Origin of the sequence: Streptomyces echinatus (assembly GCF_014203595.1) — a bacterium.
GTDB classification, from domain to species: domain Bacteria; phylum Actinomycetota; class Actinomycetes; order Streptomycetales; family Streptomycetaceae; genus Streptomyces; species Streptomyces echinatus.
Window position 1 is genome coordinate 102,578 of the sequence record NZ_JACHJK010000002.1, and the last position, 23,116, is coordinate 125,693.

The window sequence follows — 23,116 nt, forward strand, 5'->3', positions numbered from 1 at the left end:
CCGGAGCGGAGTGGCTTCGCTCACCGGGGGCAGAGTTCACCACAGCGGAGTTCACCGGCTGGAGCGTCGAAGAGGTAGGGCCATGGAGATCTCAGGCTTCATCAGCGCCGTAGTGATCGGCATAGTCATCGGTGTGCTGGGCCGGCTGGTCGTCCCCGGACGGCAGCGCATCGGGTTCCTGTGGACCATCGGCGTCGGCATCGTGGCCGCGCTGCTGGGCTCGGCGATAGCCGCCGGGTTCGGTGTCGCCGACACCGACGGTCCCGACTGGATCGAGTGGTTCATCCAGATCGCCCTGGCGGCCGTGGGAGTGGCCGCCCTGGACCGGGCCCGGGCCCGGCGCTGAGTCAGTTCTCGTAGCACCAGGGCGTCGTGGAGCCCAATGGGTGGAAGCCGAGGCGCTCCAGGACGGGGCGGCTCATGGCCGAGGCGTCGACCTGGAGGTAGCGGCAGCCGTGGGCGGCGGCGACGCGGGCGCGGTGGGCGACCAGGGCGCGGTAGACGCCCCGGCCCCGCCACGACTCCACGGTTCCGCCGCCCCACAGCCCGGCGAACGGGGTCCCGGGCACCAGCTCCAGACGGGCGGCGCCGACGGGTTCGGCGCCGGCCAGGGCGACCACGGCGACAACCGTGCCGCGGTCGGCGGCCAGGCGGGCGAGCAGCCGGTGCCGCAGCGGGGCGCCGTCGGTGCCGAACGCCTTCTCGTGCACCCGTACGGCGAGTTCGACGCCGGCCGGGTCGGTGGCCGCGACGAGCCGGACACCGGCCGGGGGCGGGGTGCCGAGCGCGAGCGCGGCCGTCTCGGCGATCATCAGCGTCTCCGCGGGCTCGGCCCGGAATCCGGCGGCGAGCAGCCGGGCGCCGAGGTCGGCCGGCGCGTCATGGGCGTAGAGCTTCCACTCGAAGTCCCGGCCCAGGCCGGTGAAGTACGCGATCTGCTCCCTGACCGCCCGGTCGGCGCCGGCCGCGTCCAGGCCGGACCAGAGCACGCCGTTCCAGCCGAGCTCGTCCGCGACCTGACGCACCACACCGCCGGCCCGCTCGATCCGGGCCCCGGGATCGTCGGGCCGGGCGCCCTCGCGCATCTCCCGGTCGTACAGGGCGAGTACGGCTGCGTGATCCATGGCCCCACCCCAGCACGGGGGAACGGGTCCGGCCAAGGGAATTACGGCCGAAGCCGGGCCCGGGAGCGCTGCGCCCGGGCCCGGACCGCGGGATCAGCCGGCTTCCGGCCGGACCGCCGCCAGGTAGGCGGTGAGCCGGTCGCGGTTGCGGGCCAGGCAGTCGATGCGGGCCTGGATACGGTCGATGTGCCCCTGCAGCAGCGCGGCCGTCTCCGCCGGCACGCTGTCGGGGGCCGGGACGAGACGGCCGGTACCGCAGAGGTACGGCAGGATCGCGTGGATCATCCCGGTGGTGAGGCCCGAGTCCAGGAGGCCGCGGATCTGCTGCACCTGCGCGACCGCGGACTCGGGGTAGCTGCGGTAGCCGTTCCCGCCGCGCTCCGGGTGCAGCAGCCGCTGTTCCTCGTAGTAGCGCAGCAGCCGGGGGGGGACGCCCGTGCGGTGCGACAGCTCACCGATCCTCATGCCCGCCTCCCGGGTCCGCGCTTGACCTTCACACTGATGTGAAGCTTCGACCATGGTCGCATGTTCCTGTCCTCCCAGGTCAAGGGCGGTCGGCTGCCGTGGTCGGGGCTGCTGGCCCTGTCCTGTGCCGCGTTCACCGCCGTGCTGACCGAACTCCTCCCGGCCGGCCTGCTCCCCGCGATGGCACCCCCGCTGGGCGTCGCCGAGTACCGCATCGGGTTTCTCGTCACCGCGTACGCCGCCGCCTCCTTCGTGGCCGCGGCCCCGGTCACCGCGGCGCTGCGCGGGCTGCCCAGGCGGCCGGTGCTGTGCGGTGCGCTGCTGGGGTTCGCCGTGAGCAACGCGCTGGTCGCGCTGTCGTCGTCGTACCCGCTCGCCTTCGCGGCCCGCCTGCTGGCCGGGGCGATGGGCGGCACGCTGTGGGCGATGCTCGCGGGGTACGCCGCCCGCATGGTGCCCGCCGAGCGGCGTGGCCGGGCCATCGCGGTGGTGCTGGCGGGGATCACCCTGGCCCTGGCGCTGGGGGTGCCCGCCGGTAGCGCGCTGGCCGGCGTGGTGGGCTGGCGGGCCACGTTCGCGGCACTGGCCCTGCTGGCCGTGCTGCTGGTGGGCTGGGTGCGGCTCCGGGTGCCCGGCTTCCCCGGTGAGCCGCCGCACGCGCGCGTGCCGCTCGTCCGGGTCGCGGTCCGCCCCGGGATCCGTCCGGTGCTGTGCGTCACGCTGTTCCTGCTGGTGGGGCACCAGGCGATGTACACCTACGTCGGCCCGTTCGCCGCGCATGCGGGGTACGGCCGTACGGGCGTGCTCCTCGCGGTGTTCGGCACCGCCACGGTGGGCGGGATCTGGCTCACCGGTGTGCTGATCGACCGGTTCCCGCGGCCCGCGCTGCTCGTCGCGCTGGCGCTGGTCGCGGGCGTCCTGCCGGTTCTGGGTCTGGGGGCCGGGGCGCACGGGCTGCTGGCCGGCGCGGTCGCGCTGTGGGGCGTGGCCTTCGGCGGGGCGCCCACGCTGATCCAGACGGCGCTGGTCGACGCGTCGGGGCCGGCCGACGCGGACGCGGCGACCTCGTTGCAGACCACGGTGTACAACGCGGGTATCGCCGCCGGTTCGCTCACCGGCGGCCTGGCGCTGGACTCGCTGGGCGCCGGGGCGCTGCCGTGGACCGCGCTCCCGCCGGTCCTGCTGGCCCTCGTGACGGTCGCGGCGTGCCGTCGGCACGCCTTCCCGGCCGGGCGGCGTGCCGTTGCCCCGGAGGCACGGGTGCGGGCCGAACCGGGCGCGGTGGCCGTAACCTGTGCGGCCGGAGACCATGAGGGACGGAGGTGGGCGGCTGATGCGGGACCGTGAGCTGGGCCTTCTGCGCCGCTGTGTGGAACTGGCGGTGGAAGCGCTGGACGCCGGGGACGAGCCCTTCGGGTCCGTGCTCGTCGCCGGGGACGGCACGGTGCCGGCGGAGGACCGCAACCGGGTGGCGGGCGGGGACCGTACCCGGCATCCCGAGTTCGAGCTGGCCCGCTGGGCGGCCGCGCACCTCACCCCCGGAGAGCGCGCGGCGGCGACCGTCTGCACCTCCGGCGAGCACTGCCCGATGTGCGCGGCGGCGCACGCCTGGGTGGGGCTGGGCCGGATCGTGTACATCGCCTCCTCCGCCCAGCTCTCCGGCTGGCTGGCCGAGTGGGGCGTGCCCGCCGCGCCCGTGCGCGCGCTGTCCGTACCGGAGGTCGCCCCCGGCGTGACGGTGGAGGGGCCGGTGCCGGAGCTGGTGGACGAGGTACGGGAACTGCACCGCCGCTTCCACGCCGGGCGCGCCCACCCTGCCTGAGGGTCAGCCGAGTTCGAGTGTGGTGACGCCGAACACGCGGTCCCCGGCGTACGCGCGCACCGGGCCGGTGTACATGCGGGCGGTCTCGAACGAGGGGCGCAGGCCCGCCCCTTCGGCGAGGGCGACGCCGGCCGCGTTCGGTTCGGGCACGTCGACGGCGACCTCGCGGCCGGCCGCGTCGGCGGTGAGGGCGGCGAACAGGGCCCGGGCGTCGTCGGCGGTGTCCGCGAAGAGGGGCCCGATGCGCAGGGTGTCGCGGCCGGGGCGGATCACGCCGTAGCCGGTGATGCGCCCGGCGTCCTCGCGGACCACGGCATGGTGGCCGGGTCCGGTGAGCCACTCGGCGAGGAACCGGGGGCGGTCGGCGGGGTGGCAGGCGCTGTCGTAGGCGGTGAGGGCGGGCAGGTCGGCGGGCCCGGCCGGGCGCACACCGGCGGGCGTCGCGCTCTCGGGAGCGACGCCGGTGAACCGGACGGTGCGGTGGGCGAGCCGGAAGCCGGACTGCCGGTAGTTGTCCTGCTGGGCGACGACTCCGTCCAGGCCGACGGTCCGGCTGCCGGCGTGGGCCAGGGCGGTCTTCCAGGTGGTGAGGCCGTGTCCGTGGCCGCGCAGGTCGGGGCGGACGAGGTAGCAGCCGAGGAAGGCGTAGTCGGGGCCGTGGTTGACGACGGAGATGGCGGAGACCGGCTCTCCGTCGATCCGGCCGAGGAAGAACCCGTCGGGGTCCTGGGCGAAGAACGCGGGCCCGTCGGACAGCCCCGGGTTCCAGCCCTCCGCCGCCGCCCACGCGCTGATCACCGGCCAGTCGGCGAGGGTGGCCCGGGTGACGACGAGATCGTGGGGGGCCGCAGGGGTCATCGGTGCGCTCCGTTTCCTTCGGGGTCGGGCTGTGCCGCGGCACGGCTCTCGGCCGGGCCGCCCGCAGCATCCTTCCGGATCAACGGGGGTCACACCATGGGGAGATCGGCCGATACCCACGGCACCGGTCGACCGACGCCACCGGACGGCCCGGGAGTTCGGCCCATCGGCTTCGGACCATCTTCGCCGGGTCGTTTCGGACCACCTACGCCGGGCCGCGCGAGCCGGCCGGGCGACCGGCGGGTCGGGCTGCGGCGGATCGCCACCGTGTCGCGCAGCTCGGCGACGACCGCGGGTCCCGCTGCTCACCGGCCACCGGCCACGGACGGGGCCCGCGACGCCTGTTCCGCCGTGCCCTCTGCGCGCTCTGTTCCCTCTGCGCGCTCTGTTCCCTCTGTGCGCTCTGGTCCCTCTGCGCGCTCTGTTCCCTCTGTTCCCTCTGTTCGCTCTGCCCGTCCTGTTCCCTCCGGGCACTCTGGGCGCTTTCGGACCTGCGTGCCGGTCCGGGCGAGCCGTCGGGCGCGGCCGGGTGGTCGGCCCCACCGGTTCCCGGCCGGTGGGGCCGTGCGGGGAGCGGGTCAGTCGGTGCGCCCGGGACGGAAGCGGCGGTAGAGGGTCGCGCCCGCGACCAGCAGCGCGGCGCTTCCGGCGACGGCGGGTGCCGTGAGGCCGGCTCCCGTGTGGGCCAGCTCGGCCGTCGTCGGGCGCACGCCGTGGGACCGCGCGTGCGCCGGCGGCTTCGGGGTCCGCGGCTTGGGGGCGGCCGGGGTGCGCGGGGGCCGGCGGGGCTGGTCCACCGGGCCGTTGACCGACTCGTTGCCGATGGCCGGATTGCCCAGCCCGACCACGTTGACGCTGTTCCCGGTGACGTTCACCGGGAGGTCGACCGGCAGCTGGATGCCGTTGCCCGAGAGCACCCCGGGCGAGCCGGCGGCGCTGCCGTGGGCGGCCGCACCGCCGGACGCGGCCGTTCCGCCGCTCTTCCCCGCGCCGCCGGCCTCGGCCCCGCCGGTGTTGGCGCAGGCGTTGCCCGCGGCCGGGTTGAGCAGTCCCACGACGTTCACCGTGTTGCCGCAGACGTTCACCGGCACGTGCACCGGGAGCTGGATGCCGTTGCCGGAGACCAGCCCGGGCGAGCCGGCCGCCGTACCGTCGGCGCCGGCCCCGTCGGCCGCGAAGGCCGCGGACACCGGGAGCGCCACGGCCATCGCGCCGGACGCGGCGGCGACGGCGATCACACCGTTTCGGGTAGCCCGTCTCATAGGTTCCCTGCCTTCCAGACTTCGTCGCGGGCACTCACCCGCACCTCGTAAAACGCAGGCGAACCATCAGAGTTATGGCTTATCGGTCTTTCACCCCATCGAGCGGCACTGTTATCGAACTACGTGCAAAGCCGCTGACTACGCGCAAAGCCTGTAAATGATCACCAACTGGGCACCGAGCGTGCGCAGGATACGACGGACCGTGCCGTCCCGCCCGCCCGGGGGCGGCCGGGACGGGGGCCGCTTATGGTGAGCCGAGGGCGCCGTCCCCGGTCCGCGGCGCGCCCCGGGAGGCATCGATGCTGGCCATGCTGTCCACACAGGCCGCCGTGCGGCGCTGCGCGGGCGCCTCGGCACTCGCCCTGGCACTGCTCGGAGCCGGACTGCCCGCGGCCGCGGCCGCCGACCGGCCGCAGCCCGACCTGTCCCGGTTCTACGGGCAGAAACCGGTCTGGGGCGCCTGCGAGGGTCCGGACATGCCGAAGGACCTGCAGTGCGCGAAGGTCACCGTCCCGATCGACTACGCGAGGCCCGGCGCGGGCACCCTCGACGTGGCACTGGCCCGCTACCGCGCCACCGGTGAGTCGCAGGGGTCGGTGCTGCTGAACTTCGGCGGCCCGGGCGGGGCCGGCATCCCCGAGCTGGCCTCCGAGGGCCGACAGTTCATGGACCTGACCAGCGGCTACGACGTGGTCACCTTCGACCCGCGCGGGGTCGGCCGGTCCTCCCCCGTCAGCTGCGGCGAGGGCAGCGACGAGGCCTCCGCCGTGGCGGAGAAGGACGCCGACATCGGCCACCCGCAGGCACTGTTCAAGCAGTTGAAACAGGCCGCCGCCCAGTGCGCCCGGCACTCCGGCCCGGTGCTGCCCCACATCGGCACCATCAACGCCTCCCGCGACATGGACGTGATCCGCCAGGCGCTCGGCGACGACAAGCTCAACTACCTCGGATTCTCCTACGGCAGCCGGCTCGGCGCGGTGTACGCGGCGCAGTTCCCGGGCAAGGTCGGCCGGATCACCCTCGACGGCGTGGACACACTGACCGAGTCCCTGGCCGAGCAGGGGGTGGCGGGCGCCGAGGGGCAGCAGACGGCGCTGGAGGACTTCCTCGACTGGTGCACGACCGACGTCGGCTGTCCGTTCGGGCAGGACCGGCGCACGGCCGGCGACGAGGTGCTCCGGCTGGTGCGCTCGCTCGACGAGGACCCGCTGCCCACGGGCCTCGGCGGGAAGCTGTCCGGCCAGGACCTGGTGGGCGCCATCGGACAGGCCCTCTACAGCAAGGAGCTGTGGCCGTCGCTGCAGCGTGCCCTGGTCTCGCTGGTCGAGGACGGTGACGCCCGGCGCGTCCTGGCCTTCTCCACGGGCGGCATGGAGCCGCCCCGGGACCGGCACCCGACGGACGGCGGGCTGGTCGACGCCGAGGACGTCCCGTCGGACAACCTGGTGGCCGCGCTGATGGCGATCAACTGCGCGGACGACCCGGACCGGCCCGCCGCGGCACGGCTCAGCAAGGACCTGGACGAACTGCGGACCGCGTACGACGAGGCCTCGCCGGTCTTCGGCCGCTACCGGCTCACCCAGCTGCTCATGTGCTACGGCCGCCCCAAGGGCACCGACTTCATCCGCGACCGGGTGAAGAACGTGCACTCGGCGAAGATGCTGCTCGTGGGCACGCGCGGGGACCCGGCGACGCCGTACCGGTGGGCCGTGGAGACCGCCCAGCGGCTCGGCTCGTCGGCGGTGGTGCTCGACAACAAGGGCGAGGGCCACACCGGGTACTCCTCGTCCAAGTGCGTGCACCGCAAGGTCAACGACTTCCTGCTCTACGGCTCACTGCCCCCGAACGGCAGTTCCTGCCCGGCGGACGCGCCCCCCGGCGGCACCCCGGAACACAGCGACTGACGGCGCCGGCGGGCGACCCCGCGCCGCGGGCCGGTGACAGAAGTGACGCAACCGGGTATCCGAGGCACACCGGGGCGACCTCCCTGACATACCGGTCGTCACTCCGGGCAGGCGCCCCTCGACCGCCGTATCCCGTCCGTCCACGACAGGGGGACACCCTCATGCGCATCCGCGCCGCCATCGCCGTATCCGCCGCCTCGGCCGCCCTGGCGGCCCTGCCGCTGACCGCGCCGCAGAGCCAGGCCGCCGCCGCACCCGACCGGTCCGCCCGCTGCACCGAGCAGTCGCTGACGATGCGGGCGAAGGCCGCGGCCGGCGACCCGACCGTGCTGCGGGTCAGCGTCACCAACCGCGGCGCCCGCGCCTGCGTCGTCGACCGCGTGCCCACCGTGACCTTCGGGAACCTGGACGGGGCCGCGCTGCCCGTGCCGGAGACCCGCGCGGGCACCCACCGGCTCGCGGCGGGCGGCACCGCCTACGCCGACGTCCGGACCATCGACGACCCGGCGGACCCCGAGGCCCGCCGGGTGGGCACGGTCACGGTGGCGGCGTCCACCTCGCACTGGGGCCGCTCCTTCACCGCCGGGCAGCTCGGCACCGGACGGCAGGTGCCCGTGTGGGAGCCGGTGGCCACGTGGTGGCAGCCGTCGGCGGCGGCCGCGGACCGGACCGTCGGCCTCGGCTGAGCACCGGGCCGGGCGGGACGGCTCAGCCGAGCACCAGCTCGGGCGAGTAGAGGTCCAGCCAGCGGGCGAGGTCCAGGGTGCGTTCCAGGCCGCGCCGGGCCGCCTGGGTGCTGACCGGCGCGGTGCGCTCGGCGGCCTCGCGCACCCGGTCCCGGTCGACCAGGTCGAAGACGCGGTGGGAAGGCCGGGCGAGCACGTCCTTGACCTGCTCCTGCAGCGCGCGGGCGTACCTCGGGTCCTGCGTGGACGGGTACGGGCTCTTCACCCGCCGGTACACGGAGGCGGGCAGGACGTCCGCCGCCGCCTCCCGGAGCAGGCTCTTCTCCCGGCCGTCGAAGGACTTCAGCGCCCAGGGCGCGTTGTAGACGTACTCCACCAGCCGGTGGTCGCAGAACGGCACCCGGACCTCCAGGCCGACGGCCATGCTCATCCGGTCCTTGCGGTCGAGGAGCATGCGCACGAACCGGGTCAGGTGCAGATGGCTGATCTGCCGCATCCGGTACTCGAAGTCGCTCTCGCCGTCCAGCCGGTCGATACCGGCGACGGCGGTGCGGTAGCCGTCGGCGACATAGCCCTCCAGGTCGAGGGACTTGGCGACGTCCGCGCGCAGCACGCCCGCGTCCTCGCCGAAGTGCCGCCCCATGTTCGTCAGCCAGGGGAAGTTGTCGGCGCGGCGCGCCTCCTCGTCGAAGAACTGCAGGTACCCGCCGAAGACCTCGTCCGCGGACTCGCCGGACAGGGCCACCGTGGACTTCTCCCGGACGGCGCGGAAGAGCAGCAGCAGCGAGGCGTCCATGTCGCCGAGGCCGGACGGCAGGTCGCGGGCCCGGATCACCCGGTCGCGCACGGCGGGGTCGGCGAGGGAGTCGGAGTCGAGCACGATGTCCTGGTGGTCGGTGCGGGCGAGCCGGGCCACGTCGTGCACGAAGGGCGTGTCGGGGGTGCCGCGCAGTTCGTCGGCGACGAAGTGCTCGGTCTGACCGACGAAGTCGACGGCGAAGCTGCGCACCGTCTCGCCCTGCACGGCGAGTTGACGGGCGGCGAGCGCGGTCATGGCGGAGGAGTCGAGCCCGCCGGAGAGCAGGGTGCAGCGCGGCACGTCGGCGACCAACTGGCGGCGCACGATGTCGTCGAGGAGTGAGCGCACGGTGGCGATCGTGGTGTCGCGGTCGTCGGTGTGCGGGCGGGTCTCCAGGCGCCAGTACACGCGGGTGGACAGGCCGGAGCGGTCGACGGTGACGACGGTGCCGGGCTCCACCTCGCGCATGCCGTCCCAGACGGCGTGTCCCGGCGTCTTGACCATGACGAACAGCTCGCGCAGGCCGTCCGGGGTGACGCGGGGCCGGGCCAGCGGGTTGGCGAGGACCGCCTTGGGCTCGGAGCCGAACAGGACGCCGTCGGCCGTCGGGTGGTAGTAGAACGGCTTGATCCCCATGCGGTCGCGGATCATCACCAGCTTGTCGTGCCGGCCGTCCCACACGGCGAACGCATACATGCCGTTGAGCCGTTCGGCGACCGCGTCGCCCCACTCCAGATAGCCGTGCAGCACGACCTCGGTGTCGGAGTCGGTGGTGAACCGGTGGCCGCGGTCCGTCAGTTCGCGGCGCAGCTCCGTGAAGTTGTACGCCTCCCCGGAGTAGACCAGGGCGACGGGGCCCTCGGGAGTCGGCACGGACATCGGCTGACGGCCGCCGGGGAGGTCGATGATGGCGAGCCGGCGGTGCCCGAGGGCGGCGGGGCCCTCGGTCCAGGTCCCGCGGTCGTCCGGGCCCCGGCAGGCCATCGTCTCGGTCATCGCGTCCAGGGTGGCGGTCTCGGCCGTCAGATCGCGTTCGAAGGAGACCCATCCGGTGATGCCGCACATGCGCTGCCTCCTGCCTCCGGCTACCGGCACGGCCGCGTTCACCTGCGCCTTCTCGGCGGACGGGCGACCGGCCGGCAAACCAGTTGTATCGAGCACCTATATGACGAGCGTCCGTCAGGTGCCCGGCCGCGTCAACGCGGGGACTCTTCGGGAGGGCCGCCCGCCCCACGGTTTCGGCCGGGTTTTGCCTCGGCGAAATCCGTGGAGGGGCCTGTCACCACCGCGCCGGCGACAAGATCCGGTCACAGGCAAAAACTTGCTCAAGCACACCGCGCCTCAGCGCTTCGCGGCCAGGAACGACTCGAGCGCCCCGGTCAGCTCGGCCGGCTTCTCCAGCGGCAGCTCGTGGCCCGCGTCCAGGACGCGTACGACCGCGTCGGGGTAGGCCTTGGCCATCCGGAGCATCTGCCGCACCGGGAGCTGGACGTCGTGGTAGCCGTGCACCATCAGGGTGGGCACGGTGATCTCGCCGGCCCGGTCCAGGACGTCGAAGGCCCGCATCGCGCCGTAGAGCGTCATGACGACCTCGCGCGGGGTGGCGGCGGAGGCGCGGACGTGCGCCCGGATCTCCTCGCGCGGGTAGCCGGGCGCGAAGGCCCGCTGGATGTTGGCGGCCACGAACAGCTTGAACGGCACCAGCGTGGAGGCCGCCATCAGCAGGCCGCGGCCACGGCTGTAGGTCATCCGGCCGATGGAGCCCACCAGCACCATCCGCTCCACCCGCGCGGGGTGCGCGAGGGCGATGGTCTGCGCGATCATCCCGCCCATCGAATGGCCGACCAGCACACACCGGTCCACCCCGAGGTGGTCGAGCAGCGCGAGGACGTCCTGCGCCAGCTCCGCGACGGTCCGTACCCCGGCCCCCGTGCTCTCCCCGTGCCCGCGCAGGTCCAGCCGGACGACCCGGCGCCCTGCGGAGAAGTGCGCCGTCTGGTGGTCCCAGCGGTGCCGGTTCGCGGTCCAGCCGTGCACGAACACCAGCGGCACGTCCGCGGCGCCGCGGGGGCCCTCGTCGTCGTATCTCAGCGTCGCTCCGTCGACGTCGAGCTGTGGCATGAGGGCCTCCTGGGATGCGGCACGGTCCGGTTACTGACGGGTACGGTAACCGGCCGCACGGTCCCGCGTCACCGGCCTCCGGACAGAAATCCGGTGGTGGGCGGCGAAGTCGCCCGCGTCCGGATTACCCCGAATGCCGTACAGGTGATTCCGCCCTATCGTGCTGTCATGGAGCACGCACTGAGTCCCGCGACCCTCGCCGAACTGCGGCGCCCGCGCCCCTATCCGGCGGTCTCCGTACTGACCCCGACGCACCGTGGTGAACGTGGAGGCGGCCAGGATCCGGTCCGCCTGCGCAACGTGGTGACCGAGGCACGCAGACGCCTGGAGTCCGACCCCGCCGTCACCCGCGAACGGCGTGCCGATGTCGTGGCACAGCTCGACCGGGCCCTGGCCGAGGTGGACCTGGCGCACACCGAGGACGGCCTGGTGATCTTCGCCGCACCGGGCGAGCACCAGGTGTGGTCCCTGGCCCGCCCCGTTCCCGAGCGGGTGGTGCTGTCGGACACCTTCCTCACCCGCAACCTGGTCGCCGCGCAGGCCGCGGAACGGCCGTTCTGGGTGCTGTCCGTCTCCGCGGACCGCGCCACCCTGTGGAGCGGCGGCGAGGACCGGGTAGTGCAGGACCGCTCGGGCGGCTTCCCGCTGGAGCGCCGGCAGGAGAACTTCGACCCCGAGCGCCAGATGCGCACGGGCGGACTGCCGAGCATCTTCAGCGACGAGGGCACCCGGCAGTTCCTGCGCGAGGCGGACACCGCCCTGAGCACGGTCCTGCGCGAGCAGCCGCGGCCCGTGTACGTCACCGGCGAGCAGGCGGCACTGTCCCTGCTGGACGAGGTCGGCAGCGTCGCCAAGGCCGCCGTCCACGTCCCGCACGGCGGCCTCGCGCAGGCCGGCCCCGACGCGGTCTGGCAGGCGCTGCGGCCGGTGCTGGAGGCGGAGTCCCGTAAGGGCACCACGGCCGTGGTCGGGGAGCTGACCTCGGCGCGCGGTCACCGGACGTTCGCGGCCGGCCTGGACGAGCTGTGGCAGAGCGCGCGCGAGGGCCGGGTCCGGCTGCTGGCGGTGGAGGAGAACTTCCGGGCCACCGTCCGCGACCTCGGTGAGCACCTCGTGCCCGCCGAACCGGGCGATCTGGACGCCCGCGACGACATCGTGGACGAGATCGTCGAGCAGTGCCTGGAGACCGGCGCCGACGTGCGCTTCGTGCCCGACGGCGCGCTGGGCGACGCGGACGGCATCGCGGGAGTACTGCGGTACTGACCCCCGCGGGACCGCTCTCCCGTCGGCGTACGCTACGGCGTGATCGTCGGCGTAAGGGAGCGCGCGCATGGGTGACCTGCTGGGTGTGGCGGTACTGGGTGCCGGACACATGGGAGCCGACCACATACGACGCCTTGACCGGGTGGTCAGCGGCGCCAGGGTGGCGGCCGTGGCCGACCCCGATGTCGAGCGCGCGAAGGAGGCGGCGGCCGGTCTGGACGGCGTGACCGTGCACGCCGACCCGGTGGCCGCGCTCGACGCGCCCGGCGTCGCGGCGGTCCTGGTCGCCTCCCCCGGCCCCGCCCACGAGGAGGCGCTGCTCGCGGCGTTCCGCCGGGGCCTGCCCGTGCTGTGCGAGAAGCCCATGGTGCCGGACTCCGCCGGCGCGCTGCGGGTCGTGGAGGCGGAGGCGCGGCTCGGCCGCCGGCTGGCACAGATCGGGTTCATGCGCCGCTACGACACCGAGTACCGGCGGCTGAAGGCCCTGCTGGACGAGGGCGCCCTGGGCCGGCCCCTGATGCTGCACTGCACCCATCGCAACGTCTCCTCCCCCGGCCACTTCACCAGCGCCATGCTGGTCAACAGCTCGGTCTCGCACGAGATCGACGCCGCCCGCTGGCTGCTCGGGCAGGAGCTGACGGCGGTGACCGTGCTGCGGCCCGCGCCGTCCGGGAGCGCGCCCGAGGGGCTGCTCGACCCGCAGTTCGTGCTGTTCGAGACCGACGGGGGCGCGCTGGTCGACGTCGAGGTCTTCGTGAACTGCGGCTTCGGCTACCAGGTGCGGTGCGAGGCCGTGTGCGAGAAGGGCAGCGCCCGGATCGGCGACGGGCACACCATGGTGGTCACCACGGCGGGCGGCGCCCGCGAGGACGTGGCACAGGACTATCTCGTGCGCTTCGCCGACGCCTACGACCGCGAGGTGCAGGCCTGGGTCGACGCCACCCGGCGGGGCGAGGTCACCGGTCCGGGTGTCTGGGACGGTTACGCGGCGTCCGTCGTCGCGGAGGCGGGGGTCCGGGCGCTGGAGACCGGCGCCCGGACGACTGTCGAGTTCGCCCCGCGCCCGGACCTGTACGCCGGGGTCAGCCGCTGACGCTCGCGGCGCCCGTCTCCAGGTGTCCGGTGAACCGGCGCGACCAGGTCGCGTCGGAGTCGACGGTCACCGTGAAGTCGTACCAGCCGTTCTGGTACGCGACGGCGTTGAAGTAGTCCTCCGCCGAGGCGCCCGCGGCGACGGTGTAGGTCCAGGGGCCGTCGCCGCGGTAGTGGCCGGAGGTGATCGTGAACTTCACCGGCGAGGTGCCCGAGTTGGTCATCCGGAACCAGACGGCGAGCCTGCCGGTGCCGGACTCCACCGCGTACCGGGTGCTCACCTCGGCGGTCCGGCCGGCCTTCGTGGCGTCCCCCCGGAACCGGCGCAGGAAGCGGTTGGGGCCCACCATGGTCAGGTCGTACTTGCCGGCGCCGTAGCCGGTGCCGATGTTGAAGGAGTCGGAGGCGGTGCCGCCCGCGTCGACCGTGTACTGCCAGGGCGTGGTGTCCCGGTAGGCGTTCGGGTGGATGGAGAAGTGCACCGCCCGGGACGCGGGCGCGCCCTGGTTGGCCATGGTGAACCAGGCGAGGATCTTCCCGGCCGCGCCGAACTCCAGCCTGTCCAGGTAGCCGTTCGGCTGGTAGGGCAGCGCGCGGGCCGGGCGGGTGCCGTCCTCCTGGGCGGGCAGGGCGTTGTCCGTCGGCACCGGGTTGGGCAGCGGGCCGCAGGTGCCGAGGCCGATGACATGGGTCGCGGGCAGGGAGACCGGGCCGTGTACCGGGTGGGCGAAGTCGAATGCGCCGGTCAGGTCGCCGCTCACGCTGCGCCGCCAGTCGCTGATGTGGGGGCACTTGGCGGGCTTGCCGAGGGCCGCCGTCCAGGTCTCCAGGAAGCGCAGCACCGAGGTGTGCTCGAACACCTCCGAGGAGACCCAGCCCCCGCGCGTCCAGGGCGAGACGACGATCATCGGCACGCGGAAGCCGAATCCGTACGGCACCCCGTTCAGGAACTCCCCGGCGGTCCCGGCGGGCGGGGCCGGCGGGGGTACGTGGTCGAAATAGCCGTCGTTCTCGTCGTAGTTGAGGAAGAGGACGGTGGAGTCGAAGACGTCCCTGTCGGCCGCGAGGGCCTGGTAGACCATGCTGACGAAGTGGGCGCCGTCGCCGGGCGGGGCGTACGGGTGTTCGGAGGAGGCCTGGTCGGGGACGACCCAGGAGACCTGCGGGAGGGTGCCCGCGACGACGTCGGCCTTGATGGCGGCGGCGATGTCGTCGGGTGTCGAGCCGGTGACCCTCGGCACCGAGGACATGCCCCGGTCGTACAGCGGATCGCCCGCCTTGGCGCCGGTGAAACTCCTGAAGTAGGCGCAGCCGTTGTCGCCGTAGTTGTCGGCCGCGTTCTGGTAGACCTTCCAGGTCACTCCGGCGGCCTGCAGCGCCTCGGCGTAGTTCTGCCAGGTCAGGCCGGACTCCTCGCCCCCGTCGTAGGAGGAGGGGTCGACCTTGCCGCTCCACAGGTAGGTGCGGTTGGGGCCGGTGGCGCTGAGCGTGGAGCAGAAGTAGGCGTCGCAGATGGTGTAGTTGTCGGCGAGCGCGTAGTGGAACGGGATGTCGGAGCGGTCCAGGTAGCCGAGCGAGCGGACGTTGCCGACGCCCGCGACCCACTTGTCCATCCGGCCCTTGTTCCATGCGGCGTGCTGCGAGGCCCAGGAGTGGGGCAGGTCGCCGCTGCACTGGGCGAGCGTCTCACCGTCCGCGCCGCCCGCGTCCGGGGTCGCGCCGAGCTTCCACGGGTACTGGCGGCCGGTCCCGTTCGGCTGGTCGAAGACCGAGTGGCCGCCGCTCAGGGTAATGCCGCTGCGGTCGTCGAAGCCGCGTACTCCCCTGAGCCGGCCGAAGTAGTGGTCGAAGCTGCGGTTCTCCTGCATCAGGATCACCACGTGCCGCACGTCCTTGATCGTGCCCGTCGCCGTGGCCGCCGCGGCGGAGGCGGTGCGCGCGCCGAGGTTCAGCGCCGCACCCGCCGCCACGGAGGCGCCGAGCCCCACGAAGTCTCTTCGGGTGATCGGTGTCATTCGCCCCGTCCTCGTCCAGGGGGTGCCCCTGTGGCACACCGCGCGCCAGGGTGCCCGCGGTGATCGTCGGGGTCCATACCCGTGCGGTGAGTCCAGGGTGAACAGAAGCCGAAGTCGCGTCGGGGCGTCCCGCCGGAGCCCCGGGCCGCCTCACACCCCGCCGAACAGCGTGCTCAGCCCCCGCTCCACCACCGCCGACACGTCCTCCTGGCCGGACGCCACCAGCTCGTAGGTGCCCATCAGGAAGCGCCGCAGCGCAGCGGCCTGGAACAGCAGCAGGGCCATACCGTGCGGCGAGTGGAACTCCAGTACCGTCCGGGTACGCCCGTACGGCCATATCTGGACGTCCCCGTGGCCGGCCGGGGCCCGCAGCCCCTGGTCGAGCAGGGAGCGTGCGAAGGTCCAGGTGACCTCCTCGCCGTGCAGGGCGGCCTCGGCCGGGAAGTCCAGGAACACGGCGAGGGGATCGTCCGCGGTGTAGCGCAGGGTGGCCGCTACCGGGACCTCCAAGTCCTCGGCGGTGACGAGCCTGGCCCGGGTGAGTTGTTCGAGGGTGATGTCCATGCTCATAAGGAGTGCGTGAAGGCCTGGCGCATGCCGCGAATTCCGGTCAGAGTTCGGCGGGTACCGGCCGCTCCGCCGATCAATGGAACAGAAAAGCGTCGAACATTAGCGTGAGCACTGAGTCCGGGCAGTCGAAATCGCCGCAACTCGCGTAATCGCTCTACGACTTGACCGTCCCGGCGCGTACGTCATTCGTACCCGTGGATCACTCCGGGAAGACTCTGGCATATGCCGAAAGCACCACCGTATCGTGTGTTGCCAAATCCCTTACAGGGCGTCGCGGGCTGTGCGAGAGTCGTAATGGTCCCCCGTCGTCCCCGCCGTACCGTTCCCCCCTTTCGGAGTGCGTCATGCCGTCCCCAGTCTCCGCGGACCATCCAGCCGCCCAGCCGCCAGGTCGCGGCTCGGTCGAGGCACTGATAACGCAGGCGCGGCGGCTCAAGGGCGAGGTGGACGCCGTACGGCGGGACACCCGGAGCGACGGTTCGGACCCCGAGGAGCGCTGGCAGCGCGCCCTGTGCGACCTGGCGTTGCATCAACTGGACGATCTCGATGCCCATTTGGCTCAGCTGCGGGACGGTCCGCCGCCCGCTCCGGCCCAGACCGACGCCCCGCCCCCCGGCCGGCCCCGGACGGCCGGCACCCCGGACGGTGCGCTGCTCAGCCGCGTCGGCAGCGCCGAGTGGAACCTGCTGACGGACGAGGCCACCTGGTCCGGGGAGCTGTACCAGATCCTCGGTCTCGACCCGGCCCGCCCGGCCCTGACCCTGGACGAGCTGCCCAGCCTGGTCCTGGACGAGGACCGGCCGAGACTCACCTCCATGGTGACGGGCTGTCTGGTCGACGCGAGGCCCATCGACGGCGAGTTCCGCGTCGTACGGCCCGACGGCGCCCCGCGGACCGTGCACATGATGGGCGAACCCGTGCTCGGCGCCGACGGCGGCACGGCCTCCATGTGGGCCGTACTGCGCGACGTCAGCGAACTGCGCAGCAGCCAGCGGACGGTACGCGAGACCCGTGACTCGCTGACCCGGCACCGCCGGCAGGAGCAGACCGAGCACCGGATCGCGGCAGAGCTGCAGGAAGCCGTGCTCCCGCCATGGCGCGGCTCCCTGCGGCTCCCGCACCGGGGACCGGTGGCACTGGACCTGGCTGCCCACCGCCTCCCGGCCGCGACCGCCACCCTGATCGGCGGCGACTGGTACGACGCGCTGGAGCTGCCCGACGGCCAGACCCTGCTCACCGTGGGCGACCTCACCGGCCAGGGCGTGGCGGTCGCCTCCGGCAGGGCGATGCTGCTCGGCGCCGTGCGCGGCATGGCGATGGCCGGCACGGAGCCCGGTGAGCTGCTCACCCTGCTCGACCGGTTACTCGACAGCACGGTCCAGCCCGCCCTCGGCAGCGCCGTCTGCTGCCGCTACCGGCCCGAGTCCCGCACCCTGATCTGGGCCCAGGCGGGACACCCCGCCCCGCTGCTGTACCGCGACGGGACGGGGCGCATGCTGAACACACCGGACGGCGTCCTCCTCGGCGCCTGCCCGGGCGCCGTCCGCGGGCAGTCCGTCGTCACCTTGCGACCGGGCGACCTGCTCCTCCTGCACACAGACGGGCTGGTGCCGGGGCACAGCAGGACGGCGGCCGTGGACCGGCTGCTCGGCCTCGCCCCACGGTTCGGCGCGGCGCGCACCGCGCAGGACTGTGTGCGAACGCTCGTGGAGGAGTTCGGTGGCGCCGGGCGCGAGGACGACGCGTGTGTGATCGTCGCCAGGGTCACCGCATGAGCCGGCCCGCGGAGGCACGGCAATGACACGACCCGCCCAGGTCACCGTATGGACTGATCCGGCAAGGCCGACCGGTCCGCCGTCATCGTACGAACCGAGCCCCTCGGGCCGGACGGCGCACAGGTCCCCTATGCCTGTGCGCTGTTGCCGTCCCTCTTGGCCCTCGGCTTGGGCAGGGCGAGCCTGATCTCCTCCCGCAGCTGGTGGATCTTCGGATAGCCGGCGTACTCCGCGGTCAGACGGTACATCTGCCGCAGCCGGTCCCAGGTACGCCGGGAGGAGTTCGACCCCATCGACATCAGCGCCAGCCGTGCGTAACGGTCGGCCTGTTCGGGGTCGTCGGCGATGAAACAGGCCGACGCCATGGAGAGGTGATCGAAGATCTTCGACCGCTCCCGTCCGTCCACGCGCAGGGCGAGGGCCTTCTCCGCGTAGTACTGGGCGGGCGCGGCCGCACCCGGATCGAACTCCGCCAGCGTGCGGTAGGCGAGCGCCTGCATGCCGTACAGGTCCTCGTCCTTGAAGGTCTGCATCCAGTCCGGCGTCTGAGCGTCCTGCCGGTCGGAGACGAAGAGGTCCTCCGCCCGGCCGAGCGTGCGGCGCATCGCCTGGCCCTTGCCCATCGACGCCTGCGCCCAGGCCTCGATGGTGTGGAACATGGCCTTCGTGCGCGGCTGCAGCCGCTCCCCGGCACCGGACTGGGCGAGCTTCATCAGGTCCAGGGCGTCGTCGGGCCGGCCGAGGTGCACCATCTGGCGGGCCGCCCGGGACAGCGCCTCACCGGCGCGCGGCCGGTCTCCGCCCTCCCGGGCGGCATGGGCGGCGATGACGAAGTACTTCTGCGCCGTGGGCTCCAGGCCGACGTCGTGCGACATCCAGCCCGCCAGGACGGCGAGGTTGGCGGCGACGCCCCACAGGCGCCGCTGGAGGTGGGGTGGATGGTGGTAGGCGAGCATGCCGCCCACTTCGTTGAGCTGGCCCACGACCGCCTTGCGCTGCAGCCCGCCGCCGCGGGCCGCGTCCCAGGCGCGGAACACCTCGACCGAGCGTTCCAGTTCCTCGATCTCCTGCGACCCGATGGGGGCTGCCTCGTACCGGTCGAACCCGGCGGGATCGGCGTGCAGGGGGTCGTCCAGCAGAGGGGCGTCGGCCCTCAGGGCCGGGTCGGTGTGCAGCCAGTCGTGCATGGCGCTGCTGAGTGTGGATCCCGCGGCGAGCGCGGCACCCGCGCCCACCAAGCCGCGTCGGTTGAGCATGAGGTCCATTCCCGTGAATTCGGTGAGGACCGCGGCGGTTCGCTCGGGCGGCCACGGCACACCGTCGGGATGTTCCTCGATCCCGTCGCCCTGCCGTTTCCCCGCACGCCCGTGCCGTACCAGACCGAGGTCCTCGATGGTCACGACACGGCCGAGACGCTCGGTGAACAGAGCCGCCAGCACCCGCGGCACGGGATCGCGCGGGATCTCTCCCATGTCGATCCACCGCCGCACCCGGGAGGTGTCGGTCGACAGCTGGGGGTGGCCCATGGCCGCCGCCTGCCGGTTGACCAGTCTCGCGAGTTCGCCCTTCGACCAGCCGGCCAGGCCGAACAGGTCCGCCAGGCGGGTGTTGGGTTGTCCGCTCACGTCAAGCCCCCAGGTTCTCGGCTGAGTTGACAGTAGCCCGGTGCAGGTTGCCGGGCGACTATTCGCCACGGTTCGCCAGGGTCCGCCAGATGGTGTGCCACCGGCCATCGGGTGTCAGGTAGGAACGAGCCACCCCGACCCGGTCGCCAGCTCCATATGGCGGCCCCATAGCGGCATATGACGGGCACATTCCCCAGGGTGTGCCCGGGCGACCGGGCCGGGTGGGCGCACGCTCCCGAACACACGCTCACGGGTCACGCACCCGCGAGCACGGGTTCGGAACGCGGACGTACAGGCAGGCACAGCAGGCACACGAAGGGATCTGTATCTCCCATGTACGCAGCATCGTCCTCCGTGTCCGCCCCGCCCCGGCCGCTGCGCTCCCGCCCCCCGGGCGGGGGGCCGTACCTCGATCCGGCGGCGCGTCCGGGCGGCCCCGTGCTGGGCGCGGGCCGACCCCGGCGGATCCCGGGCCAGCCCGGGTCCCAGCCGCTCAGCGGGAGGCTCGACCTCTCCGGCCCCCAGGGCGCTCAATTGCGCACCGCGCTCGCCTCGGTGCACCGGATCTGCCCGGAGTTCGCCCCGGTGCAGGTCCTGCGGCGCAGCGGACGGTCCGTCCTCCTGGTGGGGACGACGGGGCGCAGCACGGCCGTCGCCAAGTGTCTCCTGGACCACTCGCCGGCCTGGGCGGAGCGGAGCCGCCAGGAAATAGCCGCATACCGCTCGTTCGTCCGGCACCGGCCGCCGGTCCGGGTGCCGAGGCTGATCGCGGCGGACCCGGACAACTGCACGCTGGTGATCGAACGGATGGCGGGCCGGACCGCGGCGTTCCAGCGGCATCCGGTGGAGGTGCCGCCGCGCGCGGACATCCGGGCCGCGCTCGGCGCGATCTGCCGGGTGAACGCCTGGCGGCCACCGGCGGGCACGTTCGACATGCCGCTGGACTACGCGGCCCGGATCTCCCGGTACCACGAGCTGGGCCTGCTCACCGACCGGGACCTCGGTGATCTGCAGAAGCTGCTGCACGGCATCGCCCACGAGGTGGGCCGGCACGGCATGCTCCAGTTCTGCCACGGCGACGCCCTGCTCTCGAACATCCTGATCTCACCGGCCGGTCCAGTGCTGGTGGACTGGGAGCACGCGGGCTGGTATCTGCCGGGGTACGACCTGGCGACGCTGTGGCTGGTCCTCGGGGAAGCGCCGGTGGCGCGTCGGCAGATCAGCCAGATCGCCCAGTCGGCGGGCCCGGCCTCCCGGGACGCCTTCCTGGTGAACCTGATGCTCCTGCTCACCCGGGAGATCCGGACCTATGAGACGGCCGTGCAGCGTTCGATGCACGATGCGGCCCCGGCGGCACCGGGCACGGCCCACCCGGGTGCTGCGCCGTCCGGCGAGGAACAGCGGCTGCTGCTCAGGCGGTTGCACGACGACTGCCAGATGGCCCGCAGGGCCGTCCGCGCGGCGGTCGGCACTCGCTGACGGGGACGACGGCTCCGCGGTGTGCCCTGAGCGGCGGCACACCGCGGACCTTCGTGTCCGGGCGCCTTCGGCAAAGGTGTCCGGCAGGGCCACTGGTGTAAGCCAGTGACGCCTCGCAGGCCCGGGCGCCGCCGCCGCGAAACTCGCCGTAAACCCTCCGTGACGTGGGAAATCACCTCGGTGGCAGCATCATTGACGGATCGTCGGCAAGCCGGTACCACTGACCCAGCTCGGCGCCGCACACCCCGCCACGCTCCGCCCGTCACAGGAGGCCGCATTGCGAGGATCCGCCACCGACCCCACGTCCACACCCGGCCCCAGACGCCTGCGGCGGACCGCCGTCCCGCTCGCTTCCGCGGCCCTGCTGCTGCCCCTGCTCGGCGCGTCCCCGGCCCACACCGCCACGAACTCCTCCGCGAGCCGGTTGCAGCAGGCGTTCGCCACCGCGGCGGCCGACTACCACGTACCGCAGAGCGTTCTCCTGGCCGTCTCCTATCTGCAGTCCCGCTGGGACGGGCACGCCGGAGCGCCCAGTGTGACCGGCGGCTACGGGCCGATGCACCTCACCGACGCCCGGACCGCCCTCGCCACCGCGGAGCACTTCGCCGAGGGGACGGAGGACGCCCGGGGCGACTCCGCCCGCCCCGCGCCGCACCCCACCGTCGGGGCACCCGCCGAGTCGGCGGTCCCCGACCGTCTGAAGACCCTACCGAAGGCGGCGGAGCTGTCCGGCATCCCGGCCGGCGAACTGCGCACCGACCCGGCGGCGAACGTGGCCGGCGGTGCCGCCCTGCTCGCCGCCGCGCAGAAGGAGCTCGGCGAGCCGCCGAGCGCCGATCCGGCCGACTGGTACGGCGCGGTGGCCCGGTTCTCCGGCGCCGACGACAGCGCGACCGCCGCCGCGTACGCCGACGACGTCTACGACGTGCTGCGCACGGGCGAGGAACGCGTCACGGACGGCGGGCAGCTGGTGACCCTGGCCGCGCAGCCGCGGCTGACCCCCGACACCGCCCAGCTGCGGCGGGCCGGTCTGCCCACACTGCCCACGGACGGCACCGAGTGCCCGAAGTCGGTGTCCTGCGAGTCGGTCCCGGCGCCCTACGCGGAGTTCGGGAACGACGACTACGGCAACCACGATCTCGGCGACCGCCCGGCGTCGCAGCGCATCAAGTACATCGTCATCCATGACACGGAAGGCGGGTGGGACGGGGTCATGAAACTGATACAGGACCCCACCTATGTGTCATGGAACTACACGATCCGCTCGACCGACGGTCTGATCGCCCAGCACGTCAAGGCGAAGGACGTGGCCTGGCACGCCGGCAACTGGGACGTCAACGCGCGGTCCGTCGGCATCGAGCACGAGGGCTTCCTCGCCCAGCCGGACGCCTGGTACACGGAGGCGATGTACCGGTCCTCGGCGCGACTGGTGAAGTACCTCTCCAGGAAGTACGGCATCCCGCTGGACCGGCAGCACGTCCTGGGCCATGACAACGTGCCCGGGCCGACCACGTCCACCATCCCGGGCATGCACACGGACCCCGGCCCGTACTGGGACTGGCGGCACTACTTCCAGTTGCTGGGCCACCCCTTCGGGCGGGCGGGCGGCAAGAAGTCCGGGCTGGTGACGATCCTGCCGGACTACGCCTCGAACCGCCCCGTGTACACCGGCTGCACCACCAAGGGCGTGCCGTGCGCGGAGCACGGCTCCGGCGAGGTGCGGCTGTACACGGACCACGACGCGACCGCCCCGCTGATCAAGGACATCGGTCTGAAGACGGACCCGACCGACGGGGTGAACGACCTGTCCTCGCGGGTCTCCACCGGCCAGCAGTACGCGGTCGCCGACCGCTGGGGCGACTGGACGGCGATCTGGTACCTGGGGCAGAAGGCCTGGTTCCGGAACCCGCCCAAGGACCCGGCGGCGGTGTCGGCGAAGGGTCTCGTGGTGACTCCCAGGGACGGCCTCGCGAGCGTCCCGGTGTACGGCCGCGCGTACCCGGAGAAGGAGGCCTACCCGGCGGGGGTGCCCGCCCAGTCCGTGGTGCCGCTGCCCTACACGATCCCGGCCGGGCAGAAGTACGTGGCCGGTGACGTGATGCCGGGCGAGTACTACTACGCGGTCACCTTCACCACCGACTCGCACCGGGTCGTGGTGGGCCAGGACCTGTACTACGAGATCCAGTACGGCCATCGGATCGCGTTCGTCCGGGCCGCGGACGTGACACTCGAGGGCTCCGTCCGCTAGCGGGGCCC

At 73.2% G+C, this 23,116-nt stretch carries 19 protein-coding genes; 10 read left to right on the forward strand and 9 right to left on the reverse strand.

Features of this window, described 5'->3' with window-relative positions; genetic code table 11:
* Positions 1 to 82 precede the first annotated feature (82 nt).
* A complete protein-coding gene (locus tag FHS34_RS05005) occupies positions 83 to 346 on the forward strand; it encodes a GlsB/YeaQ/YmgE family stress response membrane protein (RefSeq protein WP_184961541.1) in 264 nt (87 codons plus the stop codon).
* 1 nt (position 347) lies between these two features.
* On the opposite strand, the gene FHS34_RS05010 is transcribed toward FHS34_RS05005, so the two are convergent.
* Together FHS34_RS05010 and FHS34_RS05015 are read right to left on the reverse strand one after the other, a co-directional pair.
* Positions 348 to 1,124 (reverse strand): GNAT family N-acetyltransferase, encoded by a 777-nt coding sequence (locus FHS34_RS05010; RefSeq protein WP_184961543.1) that lies wholly within the window; start codon positions 1,122 to 1,124, stop codon positions 348 to 350.
* Positions 1,125 to 1,217: 93 nt separating this feature from the next.
* Complete coding sequence (locus tag FHS34_RS05015; protein ID WP_184961544.1) at positions 1,218 to 1,589, reverse strand: MerR family transcriptional regulator; 372 nt, start codon at positions 1,587 to 1,589, stop codon at positions 1,218 to 1,220.
* 60 nt (positions 1,590 to 1,649) lie between these two features.
* Between FHS34_RS05015 and FHS34_RS05020 the strand changes: the two genes are divergently transcribed.
* Positions 1,650 to 2,936, forward strand: a complete 1,287-nt coding sequence (locus tag FHS34_RS05020; protein WP_184961546.1) for an MFS transporter — start codon at positions 1,650 to 1,652, stop codon at positions 2,934 to 2,936.
* Positions 2,923 to 3,411, forward strand: a complete 489-nt coding sequence (locus FHS34_RS05025) for a nucleoside deaminase (RefSeq protein WP_225817529.1) — start codon at positions 2,923 to 2,925, stop codon at positions 3,409 to 3,411. Before FHS34_RS05020 ends, FHS34_RS05025 begins: the two co-directional genes overlap by 14 nt.
* A gap of 3 nt (positions 3,412 to 3,414) precedes the next feature.
* On the opposite strand, the gene FHS34_RS05030 is transcribed toward FHS34_RS05025, so the two are convergent.
* Complete coding sequence (locus FHS34_RS05030; RefSeq protein ID WP_184961551.1) at positions 3,415 to 4,269, reverse strand: GNAT family N-acetyltransferase; 855 nt, start codon at positions 4,267 to 4,269, stop codon at positions 3,415 to 3,417.
* 578 nt (positions 4,270 to 4,847) lie between these two features.
* Entirely contained in the window at positions 4,848 to 5,531 is a 684-nt protein-coding gene (locus tag FHS34_RS05035) for a chaplin (protein WP_184961553.1), read from the reverse strand.
* A gap of 299 nt (positions 5,532 to 5,830) precedes the next feature.
* Between FHS34_RS05035 and FHS34_RS05040 the strand changes: the two genes are divergently transcribed.
* On the forward strand, positions 5,831 to 7,435 hold the full coding sequence (locus FHS34_RS05040) for an alpha/beta hydrolase (protein WP_184961555.1): 1,605 nt from the start codon (positions 5,831 to 5,833) through the stop codon (positions 7,433 to 7,435).
* A 161-nt stretch (positions 7,436 to 7,596) separates the two neighbouring features.
* The gene (locus FHS34_RS05045) at positions 7,597 to 8,121 is read left to right on the forward strand and encodes a DUF4232 domain-containing protein (RefSeq protein WP_184961557.1); all 525 of its coding nucleotides are present in this window, start codon (positions 7,597 to 7,599) and stop codon (positions 8,119 to 8,121) included.
* A 22-nt stretch (positions 8,122 to 8,143) separates the two neighbouring features.
* On the opposite strand, the gene asnB is transcribed toward FHS34_RS05045, so the two are convergent.
* Together asnB and FHS34_RS05055 are read right to left on the reverse strand one after the other, a co-directional pair.
* Positions 8,144 to 9,985, reverse strand: a complete 1,842-nt coding sequence (gene asnB / locus FHS34_RS05050) for an asparagine synthase (glutamine-hydrolyzing) (protein WP_184961559.1) — start codon at positions 9,983 to 9,985, stop codon at positions 8,144 to 8,146.
* Between the two features lie 276 nt (positions 9,986 to 10,261).
* Positions 10,262 to 11,041 (reverse strand): alpha/beta fold hydrolase, encoded by a 780-nt coding sequence (locus FHS34_RS05055; protein WP_184961561.1) that lies wholly within the window; start codon positions 11,039 to 11,041, stop codon positions 10,262 to 10,264.
* Between the two features lie 168 nt (positions 11,042 to 11,209).
* Here FHS34_RS05055 and FHS34_RS05060 point away from each other — a divergent pair, with 168 nt between their 5' ends.
* On the forward strand, positions 11,210 to 12,304 hold the full coding sequence (locus tag FHS34_RS05060) for a baeRF3 domain-containing protein (protein ID WP_184961564.1): 1,095 nt from the start codon (positions 11,210 to 11,212) through the stop codon (positions 12,302 to 12,304).
* 67 nt (positions 12,305 to 12,371) lie between these two features.
* On the forward strand, positions 12,372 to 13,397 hold the full coding sequence (locus FHS34_RS05065) for a Gfo/Idh/MocA family protein (protein WP_184961566.1): 1,026 nt from the start codon (positions 12,372 to 12,374) through the stop codon (positions 13,395 to 13,397).
* Here the strand turns inward: FHS34_RS05065 and FHS34_RS05070 are convergent.
* Together FHS34_RS05070 and FHS34_RS05075 are read right to left on the reverse strand one after the other, a co-directional pair.
* Positions 13,387 to 15,411, reverse strand: a complete 2,025-nt coding sequence (locus FHS34_RS05070; protein WP_184961569.1) for a phosphocholine-specific phospholipase C — start codon at positions 15,409 to 15,411, stop codon at positions 13,387 to 13,389. The genes FHS34_RS05065 and FHS34_RS05070 overlap by 11 nt on opposite strands.
* A 150-nt stretch (positions 15,412 to 15,561) precedes the next feature.
* A complete protein-coding gene (locus FHS34_RS05075) occupies positions 15,562 to 15,975 on the reverse strand; it encodes an SsgA family sporulation/cell division regulator (protein ID WP_184962826.1) in 414 nt (137 codons plus the stop codon).
* Between the two features lie 350 nt (positions 15,976 to 16,325).
* On the opposite strand from FHS34_RS05075, the gene FHS34_RS05080 reads away from it, so the two are divergent.
* Positions 16,326 to 17,756 carry a PP2C family protein-serine/threonine phosphatase gene (locus tag FHS34_RS05080; RefSeq protein ID WP_184961571.1) on the forward strand — a complete coding sequence of 477 codons (1,431 nt, stop codon included), beginning with the start codon at positions 16,326 to 16,328 and terminating at the stop codon, positions 17,754 to 17,756.
* A 128-nt stretch (positions 17,757 to 17,884) separates the two neighbouring features.
* Here FHS34_RS05080 and FHS34_RS05085 read toward each other — a convergent pair whose 3' ends face one another.
* Positions 17,885 to 19,381: a DNA-binding protein NsdB gene (locus FHS34_RS05085; RefSeq protein WP_184961573.1), complete on the reverse strand. Its 1,497-nt coding sequence runs from the start codon at positions 19,379 to 19,381 to the stop codon at positions 17,885 to 17,887.
* Positions 19,382 to 19,714: 333 nt separating this feature from the next.
* Between FHS34_RS05085 and FHS34_RS05090 the strand changes: the two genes are divergently transcribed.
* Positions 19,715 to 20,860 carry an aminoglycoside phosphotransferase family protein gene (locus FHS34_RS05090; protein ID WP_184961574.1) on the forward strand — a complete coding sequence of 382 codons (1,146 nt, stop codon included), beginning with the start codon at positions 19,715 to 19,717 and terminating at the stop codon, positions 20,858 to 20,860.
* Positions 20,861 to 21,137: 277 nt separating this feature from the next.
* A complete protein-coding gene (locus FHS34_RS05095) occupies positions 21,138 to 23,108 on the forward strand; it encodes an N-acetylmuramoyl-L-alanine amidase (RefSeq protein WP_184961576.1) in 1,971 nt (656 codons plus the stop codon).
* Positions 23,109 to 23,116: the final 8 nt, after the last annotated feature.